The organism is Streptomyces sp. Edi4, from assembly GCF_040253615.1.
Classification (GTDB): domain Bacteria; phylum Actinomycetota; class Actinomycetes; order Streptomycetales; family Streptomycetaceae; genus Streptomyces.
The window spans coordinates 1,647,101-1,671,622 of sequence record NZ_JBEJGY010000004.1; the positions used below are offsets into that span (position 1 = coordinate 1,647,101).

A 24,522-nucleotide genomic window follows, 5' to 3' on the forward strand; every position below is an offset into this window, starting at 1 on the left:
GTTTACAAGACACGGTGCCTCGGAATACTCTTTACGAGACAGCGAGCCTCGAAAAGAACGAGGACCTGCGCGAGAGGTCTGAAAGGACTGCACCATGAACGAGCAAGTTGTGATCGTCGGCGGCACGTCCGGCATCGGTCTGGCCACGGCGCGACGCCAGCTCAAGGAGGGGAGGGACGTCGTCGTCACAGGCCGCTCCCCCGAGCGTCTGCGGACCGCGCTGGACGAACTGGCCGCGATCGAGGGCGTATCGGCCGCGGTGAGCGGTTCGGTGGTGGACGCCCGGGACGAGAGAGCGACGCGGGAGTTCTTCACACGGCTCGGCCGGGTCGATCACGTGATCGTCGCCGCGACGGGCTCCACGGCGGCCGGGCCGTTCCGGTCGGTGACGACGGAGGCGTTGCGCGAGGCCGCGGAGGGCAAGCTGATCACGCACAGCCTCACCGCGCGGGCCGCCCTCGACGTCCTGTCCCCCACCGGGTCGATCACCTTCGTGACCGCCGCGTCGGCCGGCGCCGCCATGCCCGGCACGTCCGGCCTGGCCGCGGTCAACGCGTCGGTGGCGGCGATGGTCCCGGTCCTGGCGGTCGAGCTGGCCCCGGTCCGCTGCAACGCGGTGTCCCCCGGAGTGGTCGACACCCCGTGGTGGGACTGGATGGACGCGGAAGCCAAGGCGGACACCTTCGCCGCCTACGCCAAGTCGACACCGGCCGGCCGCTGCGGCAGCCCCGAGGACATAGCGGACGCGCTCTCCTTCCTGGTGGGCAACAGCTTCACGACCGGCGTCGTCCTGACGGTGGACGGAGGCGCCCGCCTGGCCTCGGGAGCGTGACGGCACCGACGACCGCGCCGCGCGGGACCGTTCATTGCGGCGCCGGACCGTTCATTGCGGCGCGGGACCGTGCACGCCGCCGGGCAGGTCAGGCCGCGTCCGACAGGGAGCCCGGGATGATGGCGCGGGGGCCGAACTTGGCCCGGGCACGGTCGGCCACCGCCTCGATGCGGCGGGCCCGCTCGTCCTGGGGGTCGAACGTGAGCTGGTGCGCGGCGAGTTCGGCCGTCGTCAGACCCTCGGCCCGCAGCGAGATGCCGCGCACCCTGGCCCGTTGCAAGCCCAGCGCCGCGTGGAGGGCGTAGGCCAGATCGGCCAGCGCGGGTGAGTGGGCGGAGGGTTCGCGCAGGTGACGGGTGCGGGTCGTGGTGGACCGGTCGGCGTAGCGCACGGTGAGACTGAGCGAGCGGCACACCTGGCCGGCGCCCCGCAGCCGGACGCCCAGTTCCTCCGCGAGGGAGAGCAGTTCCCGGCGCTGGCGCACGGGGTCCAACTCATCGCGGGGGAAGGCACGTTCGGCGGCGAGGGAGCGGGCGGACGCGTTCGGCACCACGGGGGCGCGGTCGATGCCACGAGCGCGTTCTTGGAGGTCTCGCCCGGACCTCGCGCCGAGGATCCGCTGGACGGTGCCCGGCGGGGCCTCGGCTAGCCGCCCCGCCGTGTCGAGTCCGTACGCGCAGAGGGTGCGGGCGGTCGAGCGGCCGACGCCGTCGAGGGCGCGGACCGGCCGCGTGGCGAGGTAGCGCTCCACCTCATGCGGTCGCACCGTGCGGGTCGTGCCGGGCCCGGCGTCCCGCGCCGCCATCCTGGCCAGCATCGGATTGGGCGCGAGCCCGATGGCGCACTCCAGGCCGAAGTGGGCGAGGGCGCGCACCCGCAGGACCGCGGCGAGCTGTCCCGCGTCCTGGCCGAAGTACTTCTCGGCGCCGCCCAGGTCGGCGAGGAGACCGTCGGGAGGGAGCGCCTGGACGACGGGGGTCAGGTTCTCGGCCAGCGCGATCAGCGGAGGAAGCGCCGCTCCCCCGTCCGCGAGGGCGAAGCGCGCACAAAGGATCATCCCGCGCTCCCTGGGCTGGAGTGCCACAGCTTCCGCCCGGTGGGTGCCCCTTCGCCGGCGGGGCGCAGGTCGGCCCACGGGTTCAGCTCGTAGCCGGTGGACAGATGGATGCGGCGGTCGTTGCCGGCGGCCGGCTTGACCGCAGTCGGGGCCGACGTCGCAGTCGAGGTCGCAGTTGTTTCGGTGTCGGAGTCGGAGGAGGACGTAGAGGGTTCAGGGGACTCGGATGAGCCGGGCGGGTCGGGTGGGGCGGCGAGGCGGGAGGCGACCGCGTCCAGGCCGCCCTCGCGGCGCAGTTCCGCGAGTTCGGCGAGGTTCCAGGCGCGGGCGCCCACCACGCTGAGGCTGCGCGGGCCGCGCCGCTGCACCACACCCCGTACGAGAAGGAGCCAGGAATGGAAGACGGTGTAGGCGCAGGCGTCGTGGCTGTCGTCGAAGAAGGCGAGATCGACCAGGCCCGTGCCGTCGTCGAGAGTGCTGAAGACGACGCGTTTGCCGGAGCGGATCGGCGGCGTCTGGGTGGCCGCCTTGGCGCCCGCGACCAGGACGGTCTGTCCGTGCTCGGCCTCGCGCAGCCGTTTGGCGGAGAGGACGCCGAGTTCACGCAGGAAGGTGGTGTGGTCCTCCATCAGGTGGCGGGAGGCGTCCATGCCGAGGACGCCGAGTTCGGCGCTGAGGCGCTCCGCGTCGTCCAGGTCGGGCAGCCCGGCGCCTGCCGTCAAGGTGCCGCCGTCCAGCGGGAGTTGGCCTCCGGCGGCGTGGCGCAGGCCGTGGAGTTCGGACAGGTGGAGCAGCAGATCGCGCCGGTTGCCGCCGAACGCGTCGAGCGCGCCGATCCGGGCGAGCCGTTCGGCGACGGGGCGGCTGGGCCTGGCCCGCTGCCAGAAGTCGCGCAGCGAGGTGTAGGGACGGCCTGCCTCGATGCGCGCGCTCTCGGCCTCGCTGATGCCGTGGACATCGCAGAGCGCGAGCCGCACCCCCCAGGTTCCGGACACCAGTTCGATTGTGTGAGCGACGGAGGACCGGTTCACGTCCACCGGCAGGATCGGCACCCCCCGCCGGCGCGCGTCCGCGAGCAGCAGGCGCTTGGGGTACATGCCGGGGTCGTGGGTGAGCAGCCCGGCGTAGAAGGCGGCCGGGTGGTGCGCCTTGAGCCAGGCCGACTGGTAGGTCGGCACGGCGAAGGCGACGGCGTGCGCCTTGCAGAAACCGTACGACCCGAAGGCCTCGACGATCCCCCAGGTGCGGGCGATCACCTCGGGCGCGTAGCCGCGCTCTTCGGCGAGCTGGGCGAACCAGACCTTGATGCGCGCCTGCGACTCCGGGTCGGAGAGCCCGCGCCGCACCCGGTCGGCCTCGCCCCGGCCGCAGCCGGTCATGATGTTCACGATCTCGATGATCTGCTCGTGGAAGACGACCACGCCGTAGGTGTCGCGCAGCGCGTCCGCCAGGTCGGGGTGGGGGAAGCGGACCGGAGCCCGCCCGTGCCGTGCCTCGATGAACGGGCGCACCATGTCGGCGGCGACCGGCCCGGGCCGGAACAGCGAGATGTCCACGACGAGGTCGTGGAAGGTCGACGGCTGGAGCCGCCCGACCAGGTCGCGCTGGCCCGGCGACTCGATCTGGAAGCAGCCCAGCGTCTCGGCCGACCTGATGAGCTGGTAGGTCTTCGCGTCCCCCGGCGGGACCTGCGCCGGGTCGTCGAGGTCGAGCTCTTCTCCCGTCGTCCGGCCGATCTCGGTGACCGCGTGGGCCATCGCGGACTGCATCCGTACGCCCAGGACGTCGAGTTTGAGCAGGCCCAGGTCCTCCACGTCCTCCTTGTCGAACTGGGACATGGGAATGGGGGCGCTTCCCTGGCCCTCGATGCCGAGAGGGACTTCGCCACTGGTGGGCATGACGGGGGTGCGGCGCAGCAGCGAGGCGTCCGACAGGAGCACTCCGCAGGGGTGCATGGCGATGCCGCGCGGCAGGGCGTCCAGAGCTTCGACGAGCTCCCAGAATTTGCCGTACTTGTCCATCTCGCCCGCCAGGGAGCGCAGTTCGGGGAGTTCCCGCAGGGCGGTGCGGGCGTCGCGGGCCCGGATGTGCGGGAAGGACTTGGCGATCTTGTCGATCACGGCCGGGTCCATGGACAGGGCCGCGCCCACGTCCCGCACGGCGTGCCGCACGCGGTAGGTCTCGGGCATGGAGACGGCGGCGACCCGCTCGGTGCCGAAGCGGTCGAGGATCGTGCGGTAGACCTCGAGCCTGCGGGCGGACTCCACGTCGATGTCGATGTCGGGCAGCACCGGCCGTTGCTTGGACAAGAAGCGCTCCATCAGGAGCCCGTTCTCGACGGGATCGGCGTGCGCGATGCCGATGAGGTGGTTGACGAGCGAGCCCGCGCCGGAGCCACGCGCCGCCACCCTGATGCCCATCTCCCGTACGTCGTCGACGACTTGGGCGACGGTGAGGAAGTACGGGGCGTACCCCCAGTGCCCGATGATGTCCAGCTCGTGGTGCATCCGCTCCCAGTACGCGCGCCGGTCCGCGTAGCCGCGCAGCACCATGCCGGCGGCGGCCCGCGAGGCGAGGACGCGCTGGGGGGTGCGGTCGGCCGCGCCGACCAGGTGCGGTTCGGGGAAGTGGGCAAAGGTCTTGATGCCGAGGTCGTCCTGGGGATCGACGAGGCACGCGGCGGCGGTCTCCTCGGTCATGGCGAGCAGCCGGTGGGCGACGTCGCGGCGCCACCCGGCCGCCTCGGCGACGCGTTCGGCGATCTTGAACATGGCGCCCGGGTCCTTGAGCCAGCGCTCCCCGCTGTCGAACGGCTCGCGCACCGGCACGAGGCGCCGCGCGGCGTCGAGCACGTCGGCGACCGGACCCTGCCCGGGGTCGGCGTAGCGCGCGGCGTTGGTCAGGACGGCGCGTACGCCCTGTTCGGCGGCGAAGCCCACGGTGCGCGCGGCGAGCCGCAGCGATCCGGGCCCGGTGCCCCTGAGCCCGTGGTGGACGGCTTCGAGGCGGAGCGCGTCGCCGTAGAGCTCCCGCCAGGGGGCAAGCAGCTTCGCGGCCCGGTCGGGGCGGCCCGCGCTCAGTGCGCGGCCGATCTCGGAGGCCGGGCCGAGCAGCACGGTGAGCCCTTCGGCGGGCAGGTCGGCGTGGGTCAGGAGCGGGCGGCCGCCGGAGGTGTGCGCGGCGCTGACCAGACGGCAGAGCTCGGCCCAGCCGGTCGCGCCGGCACGGGCGAGAAAGGTGACCCGGGGGGCGGATTCGTCGACGAACGCGCCGCCGCGTATGGGGGTGCGCCGGGCCTGGCCCCGGGCACGGCCCACGTCCCCGGGGTGTTCGGGCACGGCGAGATCGGCTCCGAACAGCGGCCGGATGCCCGCTTTGGCGCAGGCCTTGGCGAAGCGGACGGTGCCCGCGAGGGTGTCCCGGTCGGTCAGCGCGAGGGCGTCCATGCCCCGGTCGACGGCGCGTTCGGCCAGCCGCTCCGGGTGGGAGGCCCCGTATCGCAGGGAGAAGCCCGAAACGGTGTGCAGATGCGTGAAGCCGGGCATCCGCACCTCCTACCAATCCGTTCTCACCTCCCCCTCCCTTCCACCATAGACCAGTTTCGAACGTACGTGCGACATGTTCGAACGGGCACCTTCGGACCGGCTCCGGCAGGTGCCCGGCCGGGGTCAGGCCGTGGCGCTCCTGATGACCGCGAAGGGGGCGCCGAAGGGGTCGAGCAGCATCGCGATGCGCCCCACGCCCTCGGTGTCCACGGCGGGAATGATGACGGTGGCGCCCAGGCCCTGGGCGCGGGCCACGGCCGCGTCGCAGTCCTCGACCTCGAAGTAGGGATGCCACTCGGAGCGCGATCCGGCGTCCTGGTTCTGCTGGGGCAGCTGCATGATGCCCCCGTGCATGGTCTTCTCACCGCCGCCCGCCGGACCGGCGATGGTGTACACAACACCGCCGGCGGCCCCGCCCATGTGCATGTCCTGGGTGTCCCACGACAGGACCGTGCGGTAGAACTCCTTCACCGTCTCGGCGTCGGTGGTGTACAGCTCGATCCAGCTGACGCTGCCGGGCTCGTTGACGAGTTCGAGGCCGTCGGTCTCCCGGGGCTGCCACACGGCGAACTCGGCGCCCGCCGGGTCGGTGAAGCCGGCCGTCCGCCCGGCCGTGAAGACGTCCATCGGCGGGAAGCGCACGGTGCCGCCCGCCTGCTCCACGGCCTTGGCGGTGGCATCGGCGTCCACGGTGCGGAAGTACACCGTCCAGGCCGAGTTCGCACCCCCCTCGGTCAGCGGTCCGATCGCGCCGACCGTCCTGCCGTCCTTCTGAAGGAAGCCGTAGCCACCCGCCTCCGGCCCCGCCGACTGGAACCGGAGCCCGAACAGGCTCCCGTAGAAGGCGGCGGCCGCGTCGATGTCGGGGGTCCCCAGATCGAGCCAGTTCAGCCCGCCCGGTACCTGTGTGGAGGTCAGCATCGGTGGTGCTCCTGTCGGGTGCGTCGTCCTCCCGGCGGCCACGGCCACGGGAGCCTGTGGACCCAGCGTGGCAGCGGGCGCCACCACCCGACAGTCGAACGGCGCGGCTCAGCCATTCGGCCTCGCCCCGACTGCGCGCGTACGCGGGGCGGCCCAGCGTGGGGGCATGACTTTCGTCGACGAGATGAAGAACGCCGTCACCGTGCGGGCCGCCCTGCTGGTCATCGGCGTACTGGGGCTGATGGTCGCCTTCATCGCGTCCTACGCCGGTGCCTTCCACAGCCCCAAACCGAAGGACATTCCCTTCGCCGTGGTCGCGCCCCAGCAGATCAGCGGCCCGCTCACCCAGCGCCTCGGCTCGCTGCCCGGCGGCCCGCTGGACGTACGCACCGCCAAGGACGAGGCCGGCGCCGCCCGGCAGCTGCGCGACCGGAGTATCGACGGCGCCCTGATCGTCGACCCGCGCGGCACCACCGACAAGCTGCTCGTGGCGAGCGGCGGTGGGGCCTCGCTCGCGCAGGCGGTGGAGGCGATCGCGACGGCGGCCGAGAAGGCGCAGCAGCGCACCGTGAAGGTGAACGACGTCGCCCCGGCCGCCGAGGGCGACTCGCGCACCCTGTCCTCGTTCTACCTCGTCGTCGGCTGGTGCGTGGGCGGCTATCTGTGCGCCGCGATCCTGGCCATCAGCGCGGGCGCCCGGCCCGCCAACACCCATCGCGCGCTCATCCGGCTCCTGGTGCTCGCGGTGTACTCGATCGCCGCCGGGCTCCTCGGCTCTCTGATCATCGGGCCGGTGCTCGGCGCGCTGCCGGGCAGCTATATCTCTCTGGCCGGGCTCGGCGCGCTCGTCGTGTTCGCGGTGGGCGCCACCACGCTCGCCTTCCAGGGGCTCGCCGGTGTCGTCGGCATCGGCCTGGCGATCCTGGTCATCGTCGTCCTCGGCAACCCGAGCGCGGGCGGCGCCTATCCCTATCCGCTGCTGCCTCCGTTCTGGCGCACGATCGGACCCGGCCTTCCGCCCGGCGCGGGCACCTGGGCGGCGCGCTCCATCGCGTACTTCAGGGGGGAGGCGGTCACCTGGCCGCTTCTGGTGCTCTCGATCTGGGCGGTGCTCGGGAGCGCCGTCACCGTGGCCATGGCGACGTTCCGGCGGGGCCAGGAGGGCGGGCCGGTGGGGGCAGGACGCCCGGTCGCGCCCACCCCCTAATCCCCCTCGGCCACCCCTTAGTCCCCCTCGGGGCCGGTCGCGTCGAGTGGCCGCGCGGAAAGGGCTTCCGGCGCGGCGGAGGCGGGTGCCGGATCGGAACCGGGTGCCGGATCGGGCTCGGGGGTGGGGGCCGGAGCAGGCCCGGGCTCGGAGATCGGGGCCGGAGCAGGCCCGGCGGTGGGGGCCTGGGGTGGGCCCGGGGTGGGGGCCTGCTGGGTCTGGGCTCGTTCCAGGAACCGCAGGAGTTCCACCGGGAACGGCAGCACCAGCGTCGAGTTCTTCTCCGCGGCCACCGCCACCACCGTCTGGAGCAGCCGCAGTTGCAGCGCGGCCGGCTGCTCGGACATCACCGCGGCCGCCTCTGCCAGCTTCTTCGAGGCCTGGAGCTCGGCGTCCGCGTTGATCACCCGGGCCCGCCGCTCGCGGTCGGCCTCCGCCTGGCGGGCCATGGAGCGCTTCATCGTCTCCGGCAGCGACACGTCCTTGATCTCGACGCGGTCGATCTGCACGCCCCAGCCGATCGCCGGGCTGTCGATCATCAACTCCAGGCCCTGGTTGAGCTTTTCGCGGTTCGACAGGAGATCGTCCAGGTCGCTCTTTCCGATGATGGAGCGCAGCGAGGTCTGAGCCATCTGCGCGACGGCGAACTGGTAGTCCTCGACCTGGATGACCGCGTCCGCCGGCTCGACCACCTTGAAGTAGATCACCGCGTCCACGCGGACGGTGACGTTGTCCCGCGTGATGCCGTCCTGCGCGGGCACCGGCATCGTCACGATCTGCATGTTCACTTTTCGCAGGCGGTCGACGAAGGGCAGGATCATCGTCAGACCGGGACCGCGCACCGAGTCCTTCAGCCGGCCGAGCCGCAGCACCACCCCGCGCTCGTACTGCTTGACGACCCGGGCCGCCGCCAGCACGTAGACGACGCCGGCCGAACCGACGGCGATGCCTGCCGTCACCAGTGCCTCGACCATCACGGCCCCCAGGGGTGGGCGAATCGGGCGTGTCCTTCGACGGTAACTCCGCTGCTCGCCCAGAGGGAGCCCCCGGTCACCACGAGGACGCGCGCGGCCGCCGCCCGCGCGGATCACAGCCGGTGGGCGGTCATCCAGGCCGTCGCGTGCTCGACGGCCGCCCGGACGGGGAAGAGCAGCGCGCCACCCCGGCCCAGGGCGCCGCGCCGCAGATGCCGGGCGGGGAAGCCGGCGCCGATACGGGCGAAGTCGCTGTCGTCGAGCGCGGCGTCCTGGTAGGTGAACCAGGTGGCCGCGCCCGTTTCGTCCCTGATCACCGCCCGGTAGGCGCGCGCCGGCCGTGACGGCACCAGATATTCGGCGAAGTGGAACGCGGTGCACACCTCGAACCCGACATTGATCAGGAGGACCCGTGCCTCGGCGGCGACGAGCTTGGCGAGCGGGGAGGCCGCGCCGAAGTGGCAGTCGAGGGCGTGCCCCGCCATCAGGTCGGCGGCGCGGGCGCCGAGCGCCGCGAAGGAGGTCTGGGGATGATCGCTGCGGGCTGCGCCGGGGGTGGTCCTGACCCGTTCGGCCAGGCGGCCCATACCCGGGCAGGGGGTGCGCCCGGGATCGAAGGGCGCCATCGCGGCCCGGAAGGCTGCCGGGTCCGGGGCCCGGCTCACGAGGGCGAGGTGGGCCGGGGAGGAATCGGAGTTCTCCGGCGTGAAGGCGGGGGTCACCAGCGTCCCCCGGGGGCCGAGCACGGTACGCAGCGCGTCCAGGACCTGCGCGTCGCGCAGCCCCGTGCCGCGCAGTGAGGCGTGCACGAGAAGGATCTCGCCTTCCGCGACGCCGAGCGCGCGCAGCTGGGCGACCGGGTCCACCGGCCCGCGCCCCGCGTTCGCGGCCTCGCCCCCGGCACCGCCCGCCGCAGGCACCGCCCTACCGTCCTCGGCGGTGTTCTCGGCCACCCGGAACCTCATTTCCTTTTTCTCGCGGACACATCCGCCACATGCGCGCGCATGCGACCGCGCGAATGCGGCCGCAGGGATGTGTCCGCACGGATGTGTCCACGCGGACCTGGCCGTGCCAAGTGGCGTGAATCGGCCGTGTTTTCCGGCGCACAAGAGGGAGGCGGGCCGGATCGGTTCCGTCAATTCGCCGGTCCGGCGCCGGCGAGGGAATTACGCCGTCCGGCCCGGGCGCCTTCAAGAAATGCCCCGCCTCCCCCACGCCCTCCGCTCCACCCGGCCGCCACCGCGTCCCCCACCGGCGCCCCGTCCGACGTCCGGTGGGCGGCCCGGCGGAGGCGCCGTGCCCAACTGACCCGTCAGAGCGCCGAGTTGAAGGTGCAGTACTGAGGGACGGGATGGGCGCGCCGGGCGTCCAGGATCCTTGCGAGCGCCGTATCGTCGGCCGGTTCCGCCTCCCGCGTGGCCCGTTCGGCCCGTTCGGCCAGCGACACCCGGTTCTTCTCCGCGGTGTCCGATGAGGAGGAAGGTGCTGAATGTGCTGGGTTTATAGAGGGTTTCACATGCGCCCCTGAGGTGAGTGACAACCACACATGGACCGTGATACCGGCACATGCACCGTTGCAGTGTCGGCGGGACGACTTTACTCTCATCCCCACCGGCGGATGGAGCCCGCGAACGGAGCGCAACCTGCCGTCCCGCACCGGGAATGAAGGCAAAATCGCAGACGGGGGTGCATGTGACGGCGATTCCCGGCCCACCGCAGAGCAAAGTCTTCCGGAACGCGGATCTGCCGGCCCTCTTCCACCACGCGGACGCGCTGGCGATCGGCCGCCAGCAGTCCGCGGTCAAGCTCACCCGCACCCAGCTCACGCTCCTGGTGGCGGGCGCGGCGGCGACGGCGCTGCCACGGGTGCGCGTCGGCCAGGACTTCCAGCTGCTCAGCGCGGTGAGCGCCCTCGCCTACGCGGGGGTGCTGCTGGCGACCTTCGGAGCGGCCCGGCGGCACGCCGCCTCGCACTGGCAACTCAACCGTTCGGCCGCCGAGTTCATCAAGTCGATGTGCTGGCGCTACGCCGTGCACGGCGCGCCCTTCGACCTCGCCGCGCCCGATCCGGACGCCGTGTTCGTGACCCGCGTCGAGGAGGGGCTGCGGGAGCTGAGGAAGGTGGGCTGGCGCGACCCGCGCGAACAGGGCGCGCCGGCCCTGCGGGAGCTGATCACCCCGGGGATGCGGGAGTTACGGGGCAGGCCGTTCACCGTACGCAAGGAGACGTACGTACGCGACCGGCTGATCGAGCAGCGCAACTGGTACCGGCGCCGCCAGGAGACCTCGCGGCGCGCGACCCGGCTGTGGTCGACGGCCATCACCCTGCTGACGCTGCTCGCCCTCCTGTTCACCCTGCTCCAGACCTTCTCGGTCGCCGACCGGGTGGACCTCGCGGGCGTCCTTTCGGCCTCCGCGGCGGCGTGTCTGGCCTGGAGCGAGATCCGCCGCCACCAGCCGCTGATAACGGCCCACTCGCTGGTGGAGCAGGACCTGATGGAGATGCACGTGGCGATGGAGAACACGGTGACCGAACGGCAGTGGCCGCAGGCCGTGTACGAGACCGAGCGCGTCGTCTCGCCCCAGCACACCGACTGGCTTGCCCGGCTGCGCAGTTGAGGGCGGCTCAGGCCCGCCGGCTGCCGTCGCGCCAGATGACCGTCACCGGACGGCCGAGGCCGCGGGCGTAGCCCACGATGTCGCCGGTGCCGCCGAGGCCTCGGGCCGGCAGACCGTCCCACACGGCGACCAGCCGGTCGCAGTGGTCGGCGATGTAGGTGCCGGCCGCGTAGTACGCCTCGTCCGTGGCGTATGGGAAGCCGAGCGCGACCTCCTGGCTGGCCCGGCGCTTGAGGCCCCGGTAACGGGCCAGTTCGGCGCCGTCGGCGAACCCCGCCTCGTAGTCGCCGCTCGGGATCACCGCGGTGAGGGCGGCGCCGCAGTCGAGGGCGATGGCGGCGAAGAGCTGGTCGGCGCCGACGGCGAGGCTGGACAGCGCTTCGAGGGAGCCCTCGTGGCCGCACAGCAGCGCGCGCAGCCGGTCGCGGATCTCCTCGAAGGCGTCGGGCGGGATGTCGCGATGGCCGGTCACTCCGATGCGCTTCACTGCGTCTCACCCCGTGTGTCCGGCGCGGGCCGTCCTCGACCCGTAAATCCGTCCTGCCCTGACACACCCGCGCAAAACCACCCGCGCCGAGCCCCCGCCCGGACACGCACGGACGGCGGCCCGGCGCGGTCGGCGCGAGCGATGCGACGCCATGTCAGGCACAACAGGCACACCAGGTGCGGCAGGTGCGATAGGTGCGGCAGGTGCGTCAGAACAGGGTCACGCCGTAGGCGTTCATGGCTTCGACCACCGGCTGGAAGAACGTCGTTCCGCCCGATGAGCAGTTGCCGCTGCCGCCCGAGGTCAGCCCGAGCGCGGTGGAGCCGGCGTAGAGGGGGCCGCCGGAGTCGCCGGGCTCGGCGCACACGGTGGTCTTGATCAGGCCGGAGACGATGTCGCCGTTGCCGTAGTTGACCGTCTGGTTGAGCGCGGTGACCTTACCGCTGTGGACGCCGGTGGTCGAGCCGCGCCGGGTGACCGTCTGGCCGACGGAGGGGTTAGCGGCGCTGGTGATGGGCTGGCTGCCCACGGCGCTCGGGTGCGCGAGCGAGGTGTTGGTGTACTGCACGAGGCCGTAGTCGTTGCCGGGGAAGCTGGTGCCCACGGTCGGGCCGATGCTCGTGGAGTGGGAGGAGTTGGTGTAGTAGTCCGGGTAGCCCTGCGTGCAGTGGCCGGCCGTCAGGAAGTAGTAGGTGGAGCCCTTCTTGACGTTGAAGCCGAGGGAGCAGCGCCAGCTGGTGGTGTAGATGGCGTCGCCGCCGGAGAGCAGCTTGGTGAGTTTGCCGGGAGTCCGCTCGACGCTTATCGCGCCGGCGTTGGTCCCGGCCTCGCGTCTGATCTTCGCCAGGTCCGCGGCCGTGACGGTCGAGTCGGCGGTGAGACGGACCTTTCCGCTCGCGCTGTCCACGCTCCAGGCGGTTCCGGCGACGTCCGCGCCACGGACGGCGTCGCTCGCGGCGGTCAGGGCGGCGGCGTCGAAGGTGCGGGCGGGGGTGGCGCTCGCCTGGGGAACGGCGATGGCCACGGCGGCGAGCAGCCCGGACGCGACGGCGGCGATCTTGAGGCGTCTGGCGGGGCGGGCGGGGGATGCGGGGGTGGTGCGCTTGATCCTCACTCTTTTCCTCCCGAGGGGAATCGTGGGGCCCATGGAAGTGGGGGGACCCCGTGAGGCGCAGCCAAGGGTGACGGCAGCACAGCAGGGCGCCGGCCGTGCTCCTGACAAGCGCTGCGGAGGAGTATTCGGGGGCCCGGCCGGGGCGCGCAAGAGCGCCTTTTGGCCGGATCCCGAGGGCAGGCGCACGCCGGGTCAGCCGGCGCCGCCGACGCGTCGGCCACCGGCGGCCCGCGAACGAGCCGCGTGCGCAGGCCCGTTCACGCCCTACACCCGCCCTGAGCAACGAGCGGCGTGCGCCCGCCCGTTCACGCCGTCCGCGCACCCTCGGCGGGGACGATGCCGAAGTGGCGGCGGGCGGTGGTCAGCGCCAGACCCTGCACGGCGAGCGCGGTGAGGTGGTACGCCTGGGAGGGCGTCCCGGGCGCCACGGCCAGGGTGAAGTGCGCCTCACGGTCCTCCTCCGCAGTGGCGCGGACCTTCTGCGGGCCGGGGCTCACCCGGCAGTTGGCGCGCAGATGACCGGGCACGAAGAGCCCGACCCGCACAGGCCCTCGGCGGCTGCCGCGCACCAGGACCCGGACGCGCGGGGTGCCGCCCTGGGCGACCTCGTCATCGGCGTGGACCCACAGGGCGGGCGAGTCCGGCAGCCGGAAGGAGACGTCGCCGCACCGGGGGCAGATGACGCACTCGGTGCGCCCTGGCGGCGCGGGGCAAGGTGCTCGACGCCTGGCCCTCGTGGACGCCCCGGCGCTCCTGGAGACCGTGGACGGCGCGATGAACGCCAACGTCACCATCGCCGACCCGGCCCGACTGCCCGTCGACGTCAAGGAGATCACCCAGCGTCTGGTCGACGGGATGCGACTGGACCACGGCTATCTGCACAGGGAGTTCTTCCTCGACGAGGACGGCTCCTTCTGGATGAGCGAGATCGGCGCCCGCCTGGCCGGCTGCGAGATCCCCGCCAACCACGGGCTGTCGTACGGCTTCGACGGCTTCGGCGCCATCCTCGACAGCTACCTCGGCCGGGTCCCGGACCTGCGCCACTCCCGCCGTCGAGCCGTGGGCGACCTGCTGCTGCCGCTGCCCGCCGGGCACATCCGCAGCGTCACGCCGCTCGAGGAACCGCTGTGCCTGCCCGGTGTGCTGGGCGGGCGGGTGTCCGTCGCGCCGGGCACGTCCACCGATCCGCAGCGCGCCTCGCACGCCGCGTCGGGATATGTGCACGTGGAGGGCGCGGACGTGGCCGAAACCGCCGCCCGGATGGCGAACGTGCTGGAGCATTTCCGGGTCGAGGTCGGCGCGGCGACGCCCTGACCCGCGCGCCGGGCACCCGCTCCGCCCACCCCACTCGTACCGGAAAAACGCTTTGTGCCGTCGCGCGCGGCAGGTAAGGATTCTGGACCATGGGACACCTGGAAGCTTCGCACCTGGAGTACTACCTGCCGGACGGGCGGGTGTTGCTCGGTGATGTGTCGTTCCGGGTGGGCGACGGCGCCGTGGTGGCGCTCGTGGGGGCCAACGGAGCGGGCAAGTCCACGCTCTTGCGGCTGATCTCGGGCGAGCTGCAACCGCACGGCGGCTCGGTGACATCGAGCGGCGGCGTCGGTGTCATGCCGCAGTTCGTCGGTTCGGTGCGCGACGAGCGTACGGTGCGTGACCTGCTGGTCTCCGTGGCGCAGCCGAGGATCAGGGCGGCGGCGGCCGAGGTGGACGCGGCGGAGCACCTGATCATGACGGTGGACGACGAGGCCGCGCAGATGAAGTACGCGCAGGCGCTCAGCGACTGGGCCGAGGCGCGGGGCTACGAGGCCGAGACGGTGTGGGACATGTGCACCATGGCCGCGCTCGGGACGCCGTACGACAAGGCGCAGTTCCGCGAGGTGCGCACGCTCAGCGGCGGCGAGCAGAAGCGGCTCGTGCTCGAAGCGCTGCTGCGCGGGCCCGACGAGGTGCTGCTCCTGGACGAGCCGGACAACTATCTGGACGTGCCCGGCAAGCGCTGGCTGGAGGAGCGGCTGGGCGAGACCCGTAAGACGGTCCTGTTCGTCTCGCACGACCGGGAACTGCTCGCCAGGGGCGCCGAGAAGATCGTGGCCGTGGAGCCGAGCCCGGCCGGGTCCGACGTATGGGTGCACGGAGGCGGTTTCGGAACATTCCACGAGGCGCGCCAGGAGCGGTTCGCGCGCTTCGAGGAGCTGCGCCGCAGGTGGGACGAGAAGCACGCCCAGCTCAAGCGGCTCGTGCAGGACATGCAGCAGTACGCGGCGCGCAGCGACGAGATGGCGTCGCGCTACCAGGCCGCCAAGACCCGGCTTCGCAAGTTCGAGGAGATCGGCCCACCGCCCGAGCCGCCCCGCAAGCAGGAGATCCGGATGCGCCTGCACGGCGGCCGGACCGGGGTGCGCGCGGTGACGTGCGAGAACCTTGAGCTGACCGGGCTCATGAAACCGTTCTCGCTGGAGGTCTTCTACGGCGAGCGCGTCGCGGTCCTCGGCTCCAACGGCTCGGGCAAGTCGCACTTCCTGCGGCTGCTCGCAGGCGAGGACGTGGCCCACACCGGCACCTTCAAGCTCGGCGCGCGCGTGGTGCCAGGACACTTCGCGCAGACCCACGCCCACCCGGAGCTGATGGGACGCACGCTGGTGGACACGCTGTGGTCCGAGCACGCCCGCGACCGGGGCGGCGCCATGTCGATCCTGCGCCGCTACGAGCTGGAGCGCCAGAGCGAGCAGCCCTTCGACCGGCTCTCCGGTGGCCAGCAGGCCCGCTTCCAGATCCTGCTCCTCGAACTGGCCGGCACCACGGCCCTGCTCCTGGACGAGCCCACCGACAACCTGGACCTGGAGTCGGCGCAAGCGCTTCAGGAGGGCCTTGAGGCGTACGAGGGGACGGTGCTGGCCGTCACGCACGACCGCTGGTTCGCGCGCTCCTTCGACCGGTATCTGGTCTTCGGCTCGGACGGCGTGGTCCGTGAGACGCCGGAGCCGGTCTGGGACGAGCGCCGGGTCGTCCGGGCCCGCTGAGGCTCCCCGGCCGCGCGGCCGGGGAGCCGGTCAGCAGCTGGCGCAGCAGCCTTCCCCGGGGCGGTGTCCGTAGGGGCCCGTGGGAGGGCTCGCGCCCCGGGGCCCCGGCGTGGCCGCAGGCCGTCGTGCTGAACGAGGGTCCCAGGCACCCGACGCGGCGTCAGTTTCCAGGTGCTCCAAGGCGTCCAGGAGGTGGGCGAGCCGCACGAAGAGCCGGCCCCCCTCGCCCTGGGCGACCGGTGCGGTCTTCGTGGCGCGCAGGGGGCAGGGACCTGCGGCGCGGCGGCCTCGGGGGCTTCGCTCGGCCTGAGTGCCCGTCAGAACCCGGACGATCAGGCCGTCGTAGTGGCCGTCAGGCCGTCGTAGTGGCCGTCAGGCCGTCGTCGTGGTCACGCCCCGGGCCAGCTGTCCGTGGTGGGCGCGAAGTGCGAGGCAGGGCCCGCACAGGTGGGCCGTCCACTCCCCCCGGTGGCGACGAGCGCTGTCGCCGACGGGTCGTTCTTCAGTGCGGCACGCATCGTATCGAGTGGACCGTTCACCCGTACGACCCGTGCGTCACCCATGCGGAGGTGGATTCTTCATTTTGTTACACCGGACTTCCCGTACCGGCCTTATCCCAGAAGTTTCCTGACGAATCGCCACATCCTGTGTGCCAGTACCGTCACGAATCACCTGCGCGGCGACTATCCACTTGGCGCGAGATCCGCATCATGGACGACCATAGGGATAGGGAAGAGAAGAAGACACAAGAAGAAGACCGCTGCGAGAGGAGGCGTCCATGGGATCGGTGCGCAAGGCGAGTGCCTGGCTGGGACTTGTCGAGGACAACGACGACCGCTACTACGACGACGAGTACACGGAAGGTACCGCCGAGTCCGGCGAGGCCTGGGTGACGGACCCGCGGGTGCGGGTGGCCTCCGAGGCGGCCGAGGAGCGGGACCGCCGGATCGCCACCGTCACGCCGGACGGCTTCCGTGACGCCCGGGGCATCGGGGAGCTGTTCCGGGAGGGCGTGCCGGTGATCGTGAACCTGACGGGCATGGACGCCGGGGACGCCAAGCGCGTCGTCGACTTCGCCGCCGGGCTCACCTTCGGACTGCGCGGCTCCATCGAGCGCGTGGCGACCAGAGTCTTCCTGCTCACCCCCGCCGACACCGAGATCGTCAACGGCGAGGCCGCCGGCCGGCAGACCGGCGGATTCTTCAACCAGAGCTGACGCGGGGACGCCTCCCGGCCGGGGGGCCGGGCCACGGCGCGCGTGCCGTGGGCCGCGGCGTCCCCCGAAAGCCGGCCCGGCGCGCGGGCGCCGGGCGGCGCGGTCACCGGAAGGCGTCAAGTCCGGTGAGCGCCTTACCCAGAACGAGTTGGTGCATTTCCACGGTGCCCTCGTAGGTGAGCACCGATTCGAGGTTGGTGGCGTGCCGCATCACCGGGTATTCGAGCGAGATCCCGTTGGCGCCGAGGATCGTGCGTGAGGTGCGGCAGATCTCGATCGCCTCCCGCACGTTGTTGAGCTTGCCGAAGCTGACCTGCTCCGGCCGGAGCCTGCCCGCGTCCATGCGGCGGCCCAGGTGGTGGGCGAGCAGGATGCCCTTGTGCAGTTCGAGCGCCATGTCGGCGAGTTTGGCCTGGGTGAGCTGGAAGCCGCCGATGGGCCGGCCGAACTGCTCGCGGGTCCTCGCGTAGTCGAGCGCCGCCTCGAAGGAGGAACGCGCCGCCCCCATCGCGCCCCACACGATGCCGTACCGCGCGTGCGAGAGACAGCTGAGCGGTCCTTTGAGTCCGGTGACGCCGGGCAGCACCGCGTCGGCGGGCAGACGTACGTCGTCCATGACCAGTTCGCTGGTGACGCTGGCGCGCAGCGACCACTTGTGCTTGATCTCGGGGGCCGAGAACCCGGGTGCGTCGGTGGGCACGGCGAAGCCGCGGATGCCCTCCTCGGTCTGGGCCCACACGACGGCGACCCCGGCCACCGATCCGTTGGTGATCCACATCTTGCGGCCGTTGAGCACCCAGTCGTCGCCGTCCTTCTTGGCGTACGTGCGCATGCCGGCCGGGTCGGAGCCGTGGTCGGGCTCGGTCAGGCCGAAGCAGCCGATGGTCTCGCCGGCCGCCATGCCCGGCAGCCAGCGCTGCTTCTGCTCCTCGGAACCGAAGCGCCAGATCGCGTACATGGCGAGCGAGCCCTGCACGGAGACCAGGGAGCGGATGCCGGAGTCGGCGGCCTCCAGCTCCAGGCAGGCGAGGCCGTACTGCACGGCGGTGGCGCCCGCGCAGCCGTAACCGGTCAGGGACATGCCGAGTGCGCCGATCGAGCCCAGCTCACGGGCCAGTTCGCGGATGCCGGGCAGCTCGCCGTTCTCGTACCACTCGGCGATGTGGGGCAGGACCCGGTCGGCGGCCCAGGTGCGCACGGTGTCGCGGATCGCGAGGTCGTCGGCGTCCAGCAGATCGTCGACGCCGAGCGGATCGGCCGGGTCGAAGGGGGGCAGCTTGGAGGAAGGAGCGGACATGAGGGCGCCTCCGCGGGCTCTCGCTCAACTAAAACTAGCAGTGATAGTTATTACCTGAGCGCTGACGTTACGGGTCAGTGTCCCGTGCGTCCAGAGTCCACGGCGGCCACATCGCCGGGTCGCGTCTGGGAGGGCAGCTGCACGGCCCGCCGTCGCTCGGGCTCGGGCGCGGAGCCGCTCTCGCGGGCGGGCTCGTGGTCCTGGCCGGCCACCGAGCAGTCCATGACGCGAGGCAGCCGCAGCCCGGCCACCGCGCCCAGGAGCAGCAGGCCCGCACTGACGAACAGCGTGACGTGCAGGCCGTGCACGAAGGACGCGCGGGCCGCGCCGCGCAGGGCGGCGCCGGCCGGGCCGCCGAGCCGGGCGGCGACGTCGTAGGCCTCGCCCAGCGAATTGGCGGCGGCGGCCGACGCGGCGGCGGGGACGCCGCCGACCGAGGAGAGTCCGGGCGCGTAGGCGGCGTTCATCACGCTGCCGAGCAGGGCGATGCCGATGCCGGCGCCGAGCTGGTAGGAGGTCTCACCGATGGCGGCCGCGCCGCCGGCCCGCTCGGGCGGCGCCTCGCTGAGCATCGACTCGTACGCGGCGAACAGGGTGGTCTGGAGCCCGAAGCCCAGCACGACGAACGAGACGATCATCAGCGTCGGCCAGTCGCTCTGGCCCATCGGGACGAGCAGCAGCACGGCCGCCGCCACCAGCACGAAGCCGGTGCAGACCATCCGGCGCGGGCCGAGCCGGCGCAGCGTGTACGAGCCGGTCGCGCCCGCCGCCATCGCGGCGAAGGTCAGCGGCAGCATCCGCAGACCGGTCTGGAGCGGGGAGAGCCCGAGCACGAGCTGGAGGTACTGGACCGCTATGAGCTCGAGGCCCACGAGCGCCAGCATGGCGATGATGATGCAGCCGACCGAGGTCGCGAAGGCGGGCCGGGAGAACAGCTTGATGTCGACCAGCGGATGGGTGCGACGGCGCTGCCTGCGCACGAAGACAACGAGCAGTGCCGCGCCCGCGCACAGAGCGGCGAGCCCGGGGCCGTCGAGGACGCCGTCACCGGCGCCGAGCCGCTTCACGCCGAAGACGGCCGCGAGTATGCCGCCGGCCGCCATCAGCGCCCCGAGCACGTCCCAGGGTCCGTCGGAACTGCCCTTGGACTCGGGCAGGATCCAGCGGCCGACGGGCAGCATCAGGGCCATCAGCGGAATGTTGACGAGGAAGACCGAGCCCCACCAGAAGTGCTGGACGAGGAAGCCGCCGAGCACGGGTCCGGTCGCGGCGCCGATCGCCGCGACCGCCGTCCAGATGCCGATGGCGGTGGCCCGCTCGCGGCGGTCGGGGAAGACGACGCGCAGGATGGAGAGCGTGGCGGGCATGATCATCGCGCCGCCGATGCCGAGCAGGGCGCGGGCCGCGATGAGCACCGGCGCCGATTCGGCGAGGGCGGCCACCGCGGAGGCGGCGCCGAAGATGCCGTAGCCGAGCAGCAGGATCCGGCGCCGGCCCACCCGGTCGCCCAGGGTGCCGAAGAGGATGAGGAGGGCGGCGCACACCAGGGGGTAGGCGTCGACGATCCACAGCAGTTCGACGGAGCCCGGCCGCAGGTCCTCGGTGACCGAGGGGATCGCGACGTGCAGCACGGTGGCGTCGAGCGCCACGAACAGCAGGCTCACACAGAGGACGACGAGGATGACCCAGCGGTTGGCGCCGCCGGCGGCGGCACGCGGTCGTGCGCCGGCCATGGTCGTCCCTGTCATGTACGTACCTCCCAGTACTGCGGGCCTCGGGGCCCGGGACGGCTCGGCCGTCGCGGACCGCCCCCGTCACCGCTCCCGCGGCCGGCGAGCCCGGCGGGCCGGCGGCAGGACCCGCTCGGCAGGTCCGTCCGGGGCCCCGCGGCGACGGGCGGGTGATTCGTCAGCGTACGCGAGTTCGCGCCTGCCGCGCGTGGCCCACCTCTCACGCGGTGGCCCGGCGGGCTGTGGCCTGCGCCACGCCGTGCGGCGCCCCGAGATGATCTTTACCCTGCGTGCCGGTCCGGTGACCGGTGGAGCGATTCCACCGACCGGCACCCGAAAGGGAATTCCGCGACATACGGACAACGCGTTCCGGCAGCCGTTCCCATGAATGGGAGAAACGAAAGCTGGGTATTCAAAGACGCCGGGAATAAAAATCCGGGTGAGACATACTCCACATCACATCGTCATCACGAAGATCCTGGATCGGCCTGGGCAGTCCCTCACTCGCTGTAACGTCGATTGAGTGCGTACTGACCGAATCTTCGCCCGCCTGGACCGGGAGCCCGAGCCACCGAAGATAGAGATCCCGCGGATGAGCCGTCACCGCGTGGTCCTCTTCGGCGCGACGTTGGCGTTCTACCTCGCCATCGTCGTGGCCGTTCTCGGGTCGTCCTGGCTCGTCGAGCTGGACTGGAAGGTCATGCTGTTCCGGCCGTACGAGCGGTGGCCGCAGCTGCACGGCTTCCTGGACTACTTCGTGGTCCTCGGCCAGCGCGGCCCGACCGCGGTGATGGTGATGGCGTGGCTGGGCTGGCGCTCCTGGCGCCAGCACACCCTGCGGCCGCTCCTGAGCCTCGGAGCGGCCCTCCTGCTGCTCAACATCACGGTCGGCGCGGTCAAACTCGGGCTCGGCAGGCTCGGCCCGCACTACGCCACGCAGATAGGGTCCGCGGAGCTCTTCGCGGGCGGCGACATATTTCCCTCGGGACACACCGCCAACGCGGTGGTGACCTGGGGCATCCTCGGCTATCTCGCCACCACCCCGCGGGCCAGACGCTGGCTGTCGGTCACCTCGGCCATGGTCGCTCTCGGCGTGGGGGCGACCACCGTCTATCTCGGCACCCACTGGGTGAGCGATGTGCTCCTCGGCTGGGCGGCCGGGCTGCTGATCCTGCTCGCCCTGCCCTGGTTCGAACCGCTCACCGCCCGCGCCGAGGCCTTCCTGCTCGCGCTGCGCGACAAGGCGCGCGAACGTGGGCGCGGCATGGTTCTGCCCGTCCCGGTGCCGGTCCCCTCGGCCGCCGCGATGCCGCCCAGGCGCGGGCACGACGAGGACGAGACGCCGGTGCGCGAGCCGGTCGGTGTGGCGGGCGCGCGCGGCGCGGGCCGGCCGCTCCCGGCCAGGCCCCACCAGCCGGCCCGCTCGGAGCGGCCCCCGGTCGTCCCCTCGGGCACCCGGCGCCCGCCGCACACGGAGCGGGCGCCGCGCGGCACCGCCCCGGCCCGCCCGATGGGCGGCTGACGGCACGCCCACGCCCGTCACGAAGGCCCCCGGTGCCCACCGGGGGCCTTCGCCGTGTCCGGGCGCCGCGCCAAGGCGCTGTGTCCAGGCGCCGGGCTCCGCGGCTCAGCCGTGCCAGCAGCGGGTCACGGTGCCGTGCTCGACCTCGAAGTTCAGCCGCCCCGGCATGTACTCCATGGTGATGACCGAACCCGGTGGCAGGGACCTGACGGTGGGCCAGCCGCGTTCGGCCGCGCGGCGCTCGGCGTCGTCGGCGGCGAGACCCACATAGGCGGCGGGAGCGTCGTCGGGATGTGCGGAGTGCGACGGTATGGGTGCCATGCGACCCACCGTAGGCGGCCCGGCGCGACGACGGAAGCGGGGGTGGTGGCGGCGCCCGCGACGCGCGGACAAGCCGAGCGTTGTCCGCCCCCGGTGCCTCGCCAGTCACACTTCTGTCACAGGATCGTGGGCGTCCTTCGCCTCGAACTCCGTCACTCGTACGGGCAGTTCCTGGCGCGCCGCCAGGTTATCCAGCGCCGCGTCCCGCACCACGCGCACACAATTGCGTAAGGCAAACAATTACCTCGCAGGACCGGCCGCGAATTCCCACTCCGGGGCGCCCGGCGAGCAATTGACGGTGCGTAGGCAATTCACGCTCCTTTACCCGGCCCGGGTCCCGGTTCCGGTCGCCCCGCCCGGTCGCACGGGGCCCGATGGCCGCACGCCCTGTCGCCGCGGGCACCGGCGGCGGCCGGCCGACGGCGCTCAGCCGCGGGGCGCGTCCACGCGTACGCTCAGGTCGTTCACGCCCGTGTAGTACGGCCGCACCACTCCGGGGCCGACCCTCGTCCCCGGGTACACGAAGACGACCTGCTTCATGGGCACGTCATCCAGGATGCGGGCCAGCCGAACCTCGGCGGCGCCGGCCCCGGTGAGCAGCCACAGGTCCCAGAGCCATTCCTTCGCGTCCAGGCCGTCGGCGAGCGGCGCGTACGGCAGCGTGAAGGTGAAGTCCCCGCCGTCACCCTCGGCGGTCACCGGCACCCGGTGGACGCGGTTGCCCCTGCCGCGCTTGCGTGCCTCGACGGCGGGCTCTTCACCGAGCGCCGTTCCGTACAACCGCCCCCGCACCGTGACGGCGTCCGCGTCGAAACCGATCGTGCCGGTCTCGGCGTGCGGCCTGCGCAGCCAGCTGCGCACGACGAGCTCGCCCGCCCGGTCGGGGTGGGGGATGCGCACGGCCACCCCGTCGGCGTCCGGTCCCGGCTCGCGGTCGACCAGGGCCCGCAGGTCTCGAACGCCCGGCTCAAGACGCCGCTCGGCGCCCTCGCCGAAGCGCAGATGGGCGTCCCACACGCCCTCGGGGAGCTCGACGGTGCTGGGCAGCACCGCCCTGAGCAGCCCTTCAGCGGCCGGGGTCAGGGGCAGCAGCACATCGCGGCTCCCACCGCCCTGGCGGCGCAGGACGAGCGTGGCGCCCGGCTGCCCGGCGCCGGTGACGTCGAAGGTCAGCCCGCCCGCGGAGTCGGCTATGCAGTGGGCGCGCGGGGCCGAGGGGGCGCTGTTGGTGTCCGGGGACCCGACGGTGGTGGTCATGCGGTCTGCCCTTTCCGGAGCACGGAGATGGCCTTGTGGCGCAGGGTGTAGGCCCCGTCGATGGCGGAGCCCCTGGCCCGGTACAGACCGTCGCGCAGCAGTCCGGGCGTGCGGCTCGCGCCGCCCTGGGCGTGCAGCGCCTCGAAGATGGCCTCGTGCTGCTCGGCGGTCCTGGCCGGGTCGAAGCGCCGCGAGTTGTCCAGGGCCGCCTTGGCCATGCGGTGGCGCAGTCCGTCGTCCTGGATCAGTTCGAGCAGGGCCGAGGCCACCGCGTCGGCGTCGCCCGTCTCGACGAGCCGGCCGTCCACGTGGTCGTTGATGATTTCGCGTGGTCCCTGGGGGCAGTCCGTGGAGACGACCGGCACTCCGCAGCGCATCGCTTCGACGATGGTCATGCCGAAGGACTCGTGGTCGGAGGTGACGGCCGCGATGGAGCCCTTGACCCACTCGCTGTCGAGGTCGCGCACGAGCCCCATGAGGAACACATGGTTGTAGAGGCCAAGATCGTCGATGAGGTTGCGCAGGGCGTCGCGTTCGTTTCCGAAGGCGTCGCCCGAGCCGTAGATCCGCAGGCGCCAGTCCGGCCGCTCGGCGACCACCCGGGCGAAGGCCCGCACCAGCAGGTCGTACCGCTTGACCTGGGTGAGCCGGCCGGCCGCCACGACGAGCTTCCCGTCGCCCGACGCGGGTGCGACGGCGGGGGCGGGCACCGCGTTGGGCACCGCGTCGACGCGTACGCCGGGCAGCCCGAGCTCCTGGTAGGCGGCCGCGTCGGCCCGGGTGACGGTGGTGATCGCGTCGAGCAGCGGATAGGAGTGGGCTATCTCGCGGCGCAGCCGGTAGCCGTGGCCGGTCAGGGTCAGGTGCTCCTGGCCCACCCGGACCACGCCGGGCCGGGTCTCGCGGGCTATGTGGACATTGAGGCCTGGCCGGGTGCCGATCACGACGTCCGCCCCGGTCTCGCGCAGATGGGCGCCTATCCGGGCGTCGGTGAGCCGGCTGTACTGGCTGTGGCGGCCGTCGCCGCGCGGGAAGACCTTGGCGGCCCGCAGGTGCTGGGGGTCCTCGCCCTCGTATCCCGCGCTGCCCTTGCGCAGATCCACGAGGTGGCGCAGGCGGACGCCGTCGGGGGCGGGCAGGGTGGGGTCGTCGCGGTGGCGGAAGACGGAGACGATCTCGACGTCGTGCCGCCGGGCGAGCTCACCGGCGAGGTTGAAGGTGGACCGGATGGTGCCGCCCAGGCTGTACGCGTTGTGCAGCAGGAATGAGAGGTGCATGCGCTACGCGTCCCCTTGGTCGGATTGGTCGGAATCGAAACCCTTCGGTCAGGAACGGACTCTACTTGGGTCGGCCACCCCTCCGCTCCGGCCGCGCATCCGCGCAGGTCACAGCGGTGCTGG

General features: G+C 72.4%; 22 protein-coding genes and 1 pseudogene. 7 read left to right on the forward strand and 16 right to left on the reverse strand.

The window, feature by feature from the left end; genetic code table 11:
- Window positions 1-94 precede the first annotated feature (94 nt).
- Window positions 95-832 carry an SDR family oxidoreductase gene (locus tag ABR738_RS09520; RefSeq protein ID WP_350229533.1) on the forward strand — a complete coding sequence of 246 codons (738 nt, stop codon included), beginning with the start codon at window positions 95-97 and terminating at the stop codon, window positions 830-832.
- An 88-nt stretch (window positions 833-920) separates the two neighbouring features.
- Here the strand turns inward: ABR738_RS09520 and ABR738_RS09525 are convergent, their stop codons facing one another.
- The 3 genes from ABR738_RS09525 to ABR738_RS09535 form a co-directional block, all read right to left on the reverse strand.
- Window positions 921-1,889 (reverse strand): DNA polymerase Y family protein, encoded by a 969-nt coding sequence (locus tag ABR738_RS09525; protein ID WP_350229534.1) that lies wholly within the window; start codon window positions 1,887-1,889, stop codon window positions 921-923.
- Complete coding sequence (locus ABR738_RS09530; RefSeq protein ID WP_350229535.1) at window positions 1,886-5,434, reverse strand: DNA polymerase III subunit alpha; 3,549 nt, start codon at window positions 5,432-5,434, stop codon at window positions 1,886-1,888. Before ABR738_RS09530 ends, ABR738_RS09525 begins: the two co-directional genes overlap by 4 nt.
- 123 nt (window positions 5,435-5,557) lie before the next feature.
- Window positions 5,558-6,355 carry a VOC family protein gene (locus tag ABR738_RS09535; protein ID WP_350229536.1) on the reverse strand — a complete coding sequence of 266 codons (798 nt, stop codon included), beginning with the start codon at window positions 6,353-6,355 and terminating at the stop codon, window positions 5,558-5,560.
- A gap of 166 nt (window positions 6,356-6,521) precedes the next feature.
- Here ABR738_RS09535 and ABR738_RS09540 point away from each other — a divergent pair, with 166 nt between their 5' ends.
- The gene (locus ABR738_RS09540) at window positions 6,522-7,562 is read left to right on the forward strand and encodes an ABC transporter permease (protein ID WP_350229537.1); all 1,041 of its coding nucleotides are present in this window, start codon (window positions 6,522-6,524) and stop codon (window positions 7,560-7,562) included.
- Window positions 7,563-7,579: 17 nt separating this feature from the next.
- Here ABR738_RS09540 and ABR738_RS09545 read toward each other — a convergent pair whose 3' ends face one another.
- The 3 genes from ABR738_RS09545 to ABR738_RS09555 all read right to left on the reverse strand — a co-directional run bounded on the left by ABR738_RS09545 (window position 7,580) and on the right by ABR738_RS09555 (window position 9,983).
- Window positions 7,580-8,536: a slipin family protein gene (locus ABR738_RS09545; protein WP_350229538.1), complete on the reverse strand. Its 957-nt coding sequence runs from the start codon at window positions 8,534-8,536 to the stop codon at window positions 7,580-7,582.
- A gap of 113 nt (window positions 8,537-8,649) precedes the next feature.
- Window positions 8,650-9,489 (reverse strand): AAC(3) family N-acetyltransferase, encoded by an 840-nt coding sequence (locus ABR738_RS09550; RefSeq protein ID WP_350229539.1) that lies wholly within the window; start codon window positions 9,487-9,489, stop codon window positions 8,650-8,652.
- A 359-nt stretch (window positions 9,490-9,848) separates the two neighbouring features.
- Window positions 9,849-9,983, reverse strand: coding sequence for a hypothetical protein (locus ABR738_RS09555; protein WP_350229540.1), 135 nt, complete (start codon window positions 9,981-9,983; stop codon window positions 9,849-9,851).
- 245 nt (window positions 9,984-10,228) lie between these two features.
- Between ABR738_RS09555 and ABR738_RS09560 the strand changes: the two genes are divergently transcribed.
- Window positions 10,229-11,155, forward strand: coding sequence for a DUF4231 domain-containing protein (locus tag ABR738_RS09560; protein WP_350229541.1), 927 nt, complete (start codon window positions 10,229-10,231; stop codon window positions 11,153-11,155).
- Between the two features lie 7 nt (window positions 11,156-11,162).
- On the opposite strand, the gene ABR738_RS09565 is transcribed toward ABR738_RS09560, so the two are convergent.
- The 3 genes from ABR738_RS09565 to ABR738_RS09575 form a co-directional block, all read right to left on the reverse strand.
- Window positions 11,163-11,642: a hypothetical protein gene (locus tag ABR738_RS09565; RefSeq protein ID WP_350229542.1), complete on the reverse strand. Its 480-nt coding sequence runs from the start codon at window positions 11,640-11,642 to the stop codon at window positions 11,163-11,165.
- 208 nt (window positions 11,643-11,850) lie between these two features.
- Window positions 11,851-12,756 carry a S1 family peptidase gene (locus ABR738_RS09570; protein WP_350229543.1) on the reverse strand — a complete coding sequence of 302 codons (906 nt, stop codon included), beginning with the start codon at window positions 12,754-12,756 and terminating at the stop codon, window positions 11,851-11,853.
- Between the two features lie 305 nt (window positions 12,757-13,061).
- The gene (locus ABR738_RS09575) at window positions 13,062-13,541 is read right to left on the reverse strand and encodes a hypothetical protein (protein ID WP_350229544.1); all 480 of its coding nucleotides are present in this window, start codon (window positions 13,539-13,541) and stop codon (window positions 13,062-13,064) included.
- On the opposite strand from ABR738_RS09575, the gene ABR738_RS09580 reads away from it, so the two are divergent.
- A complete protein-coding gene (locus tag ABR738_RS09580; protein WP_350229545.1) occupies window positions 13,531-14,070 on the forward strand; it encodes a hypothetical protein in 540 nt (179 codons plus the stop codon). The genes ABR738_RS09575 and ABR738_RS09580 overlap by 11 nt on opposite strands.
- A gap of 89 nt (window positions 14,071-14,159) precedes the next feature.
- A complete protein-coding gene (locus ABR738_RS09585; RefSeq protein WP_350229546.1) occupies window positions 14,160-15,779 on the forward strand; it encodes an ABC-F family ATP-binding cassette domain-containing protein in 1,620 nt (539 codons plus the stop codon).
- A gap of 126 nt (window positions 15,780-15,905) precedes the next feature.
- Here the strand turns inward: ABR738_RS09585 and ABR738_RS09590 are convergent.
- A pseudogene (locus tag ABR738_RS09590) lies at window positions 15,906-16,226 on the reverse strand (hypothetical protein); the annotation flags it as partial.
- Window positions 16,169-16,297 (reverse strand): hypothetical protein, encoded by a 129-nt coding sequence (locus tag ABR738_RS09595; RefSeq protein ID WP_350229547.1) that lies wholly within the window; start codon window positions 16,295-16,297, stop codon window positions 16,169-16,171. The gene ABR738_RS09595 and the pseudogene ABR738_RS09590, both read right to left, overlap by 58 nt.
- 260 nt (window positions 16,298-16,557) lie before the next feature.
- On the opposite strand from ABR738_RS09595, the gene ABR738_RS09600 reads away from it, so the two are divergent.
- Complete coding sequence (locus ABR738_RS09600) at window positions 16,558-16,995, forward strand: cell division protein SepF (RefSeq protein ID WP_350229548.1); 438 nt, start codon at window positions 16,558-16,560, stop codon at window positions 16,993-16,995.
- A 103-nt stretch (window positions 16,996-17,098) separates the two neighbouring features.
- Here the strand turns inward: ABR738_RS09600 and ABR738_RS09605 are convergent, their stop codons facing one another.
- A complete protein-coding gene (locus ABR738_RS09605; protein ID WP_350229549.1) occupies window positions 17,099-18,292 on the reverse strand; it encodes an acyl-CoA dehydrogenase family protein in 1,194 nt (397 codons plus the stop codon).
- A 74-nt stretch (window positions 18,293-18,366) separates the two neighbouring features.
- Window positions 18,367-20,040 (reverse strand): MFS transporter, encoded by a 1,674-nt coding sequence (locus ABR738_RS09610; protein WP_350229550.1) that lies wholly within the window; start codon window positions 20,038-20,040, stop codon window positions 18,367-18,369.
- 505 nt (window positions 20,041-20,545) lie between these two features.
- Between ABR738_RS09610 and ABR738_RS09615 the strand changes: the two genes are divergently transcribed.
- The gene (locus ABR738_RS09615) at window positions 20,546-21,544 is read left to right on the forward strand and encodes a phosphatase PAP2 family protein (protein WP_350229551.1); all 999 of its coding nucleotides are present in this window, start codon (window positions 20,546-20,548) and stop codon (window positions 21,542-21,544) included.
- A 105-nt stretch (window positions 21,545-21,649) separates the two neighbouring features.
- Here ABR738_RS09615 and ABR738_RS09620 read toward each other — a convergent pair whose 3' ends face one another.
- The 3 genes from ABR738_RS09620 to ABR738_RS09630 form a co-directional block, all read right to left on the reverse strand.
- Complete coding sequence (locus ABR738_RS09620) at window positions 21,650-21,865, reverse strand: I78 family peptidase inhibitor (RefSeq protein WP_350229552.1); 216 nt, start codon at window positions 21,863-21,865, stop codon at window positions 21,650-21,652.
- 426 nt (window positions 21,866-22,291) lie between these two features.
- Window positions 22,292-23,122 (reverse strand): hypothetical protein, encoded by an 831-nt coding sequence (locus ABR738_RS09625; RefSeq protein WP_350229553.1) that lies wholly within the window; start codon window positions 23,120-23,122, stop codon window positions 22,292-22,294.
- Window positions 23,119-24,399, reverse strand: coding sequence for a glycosyltransferase family 4 protein (locus tag ABR738_RS09630; protein ID WP_350229554.1), 1,281 nt, complete (start codon window positions 24,397-24,399; stop codon window positions 23,119-23,121). Before ABR738_RS09630 ends, ABR738_RS09625 begins: the two co-directional genes overlap by 4 nt.
- Window positions 24,400-24,522 lie beyond the last annotated feature (123 nt).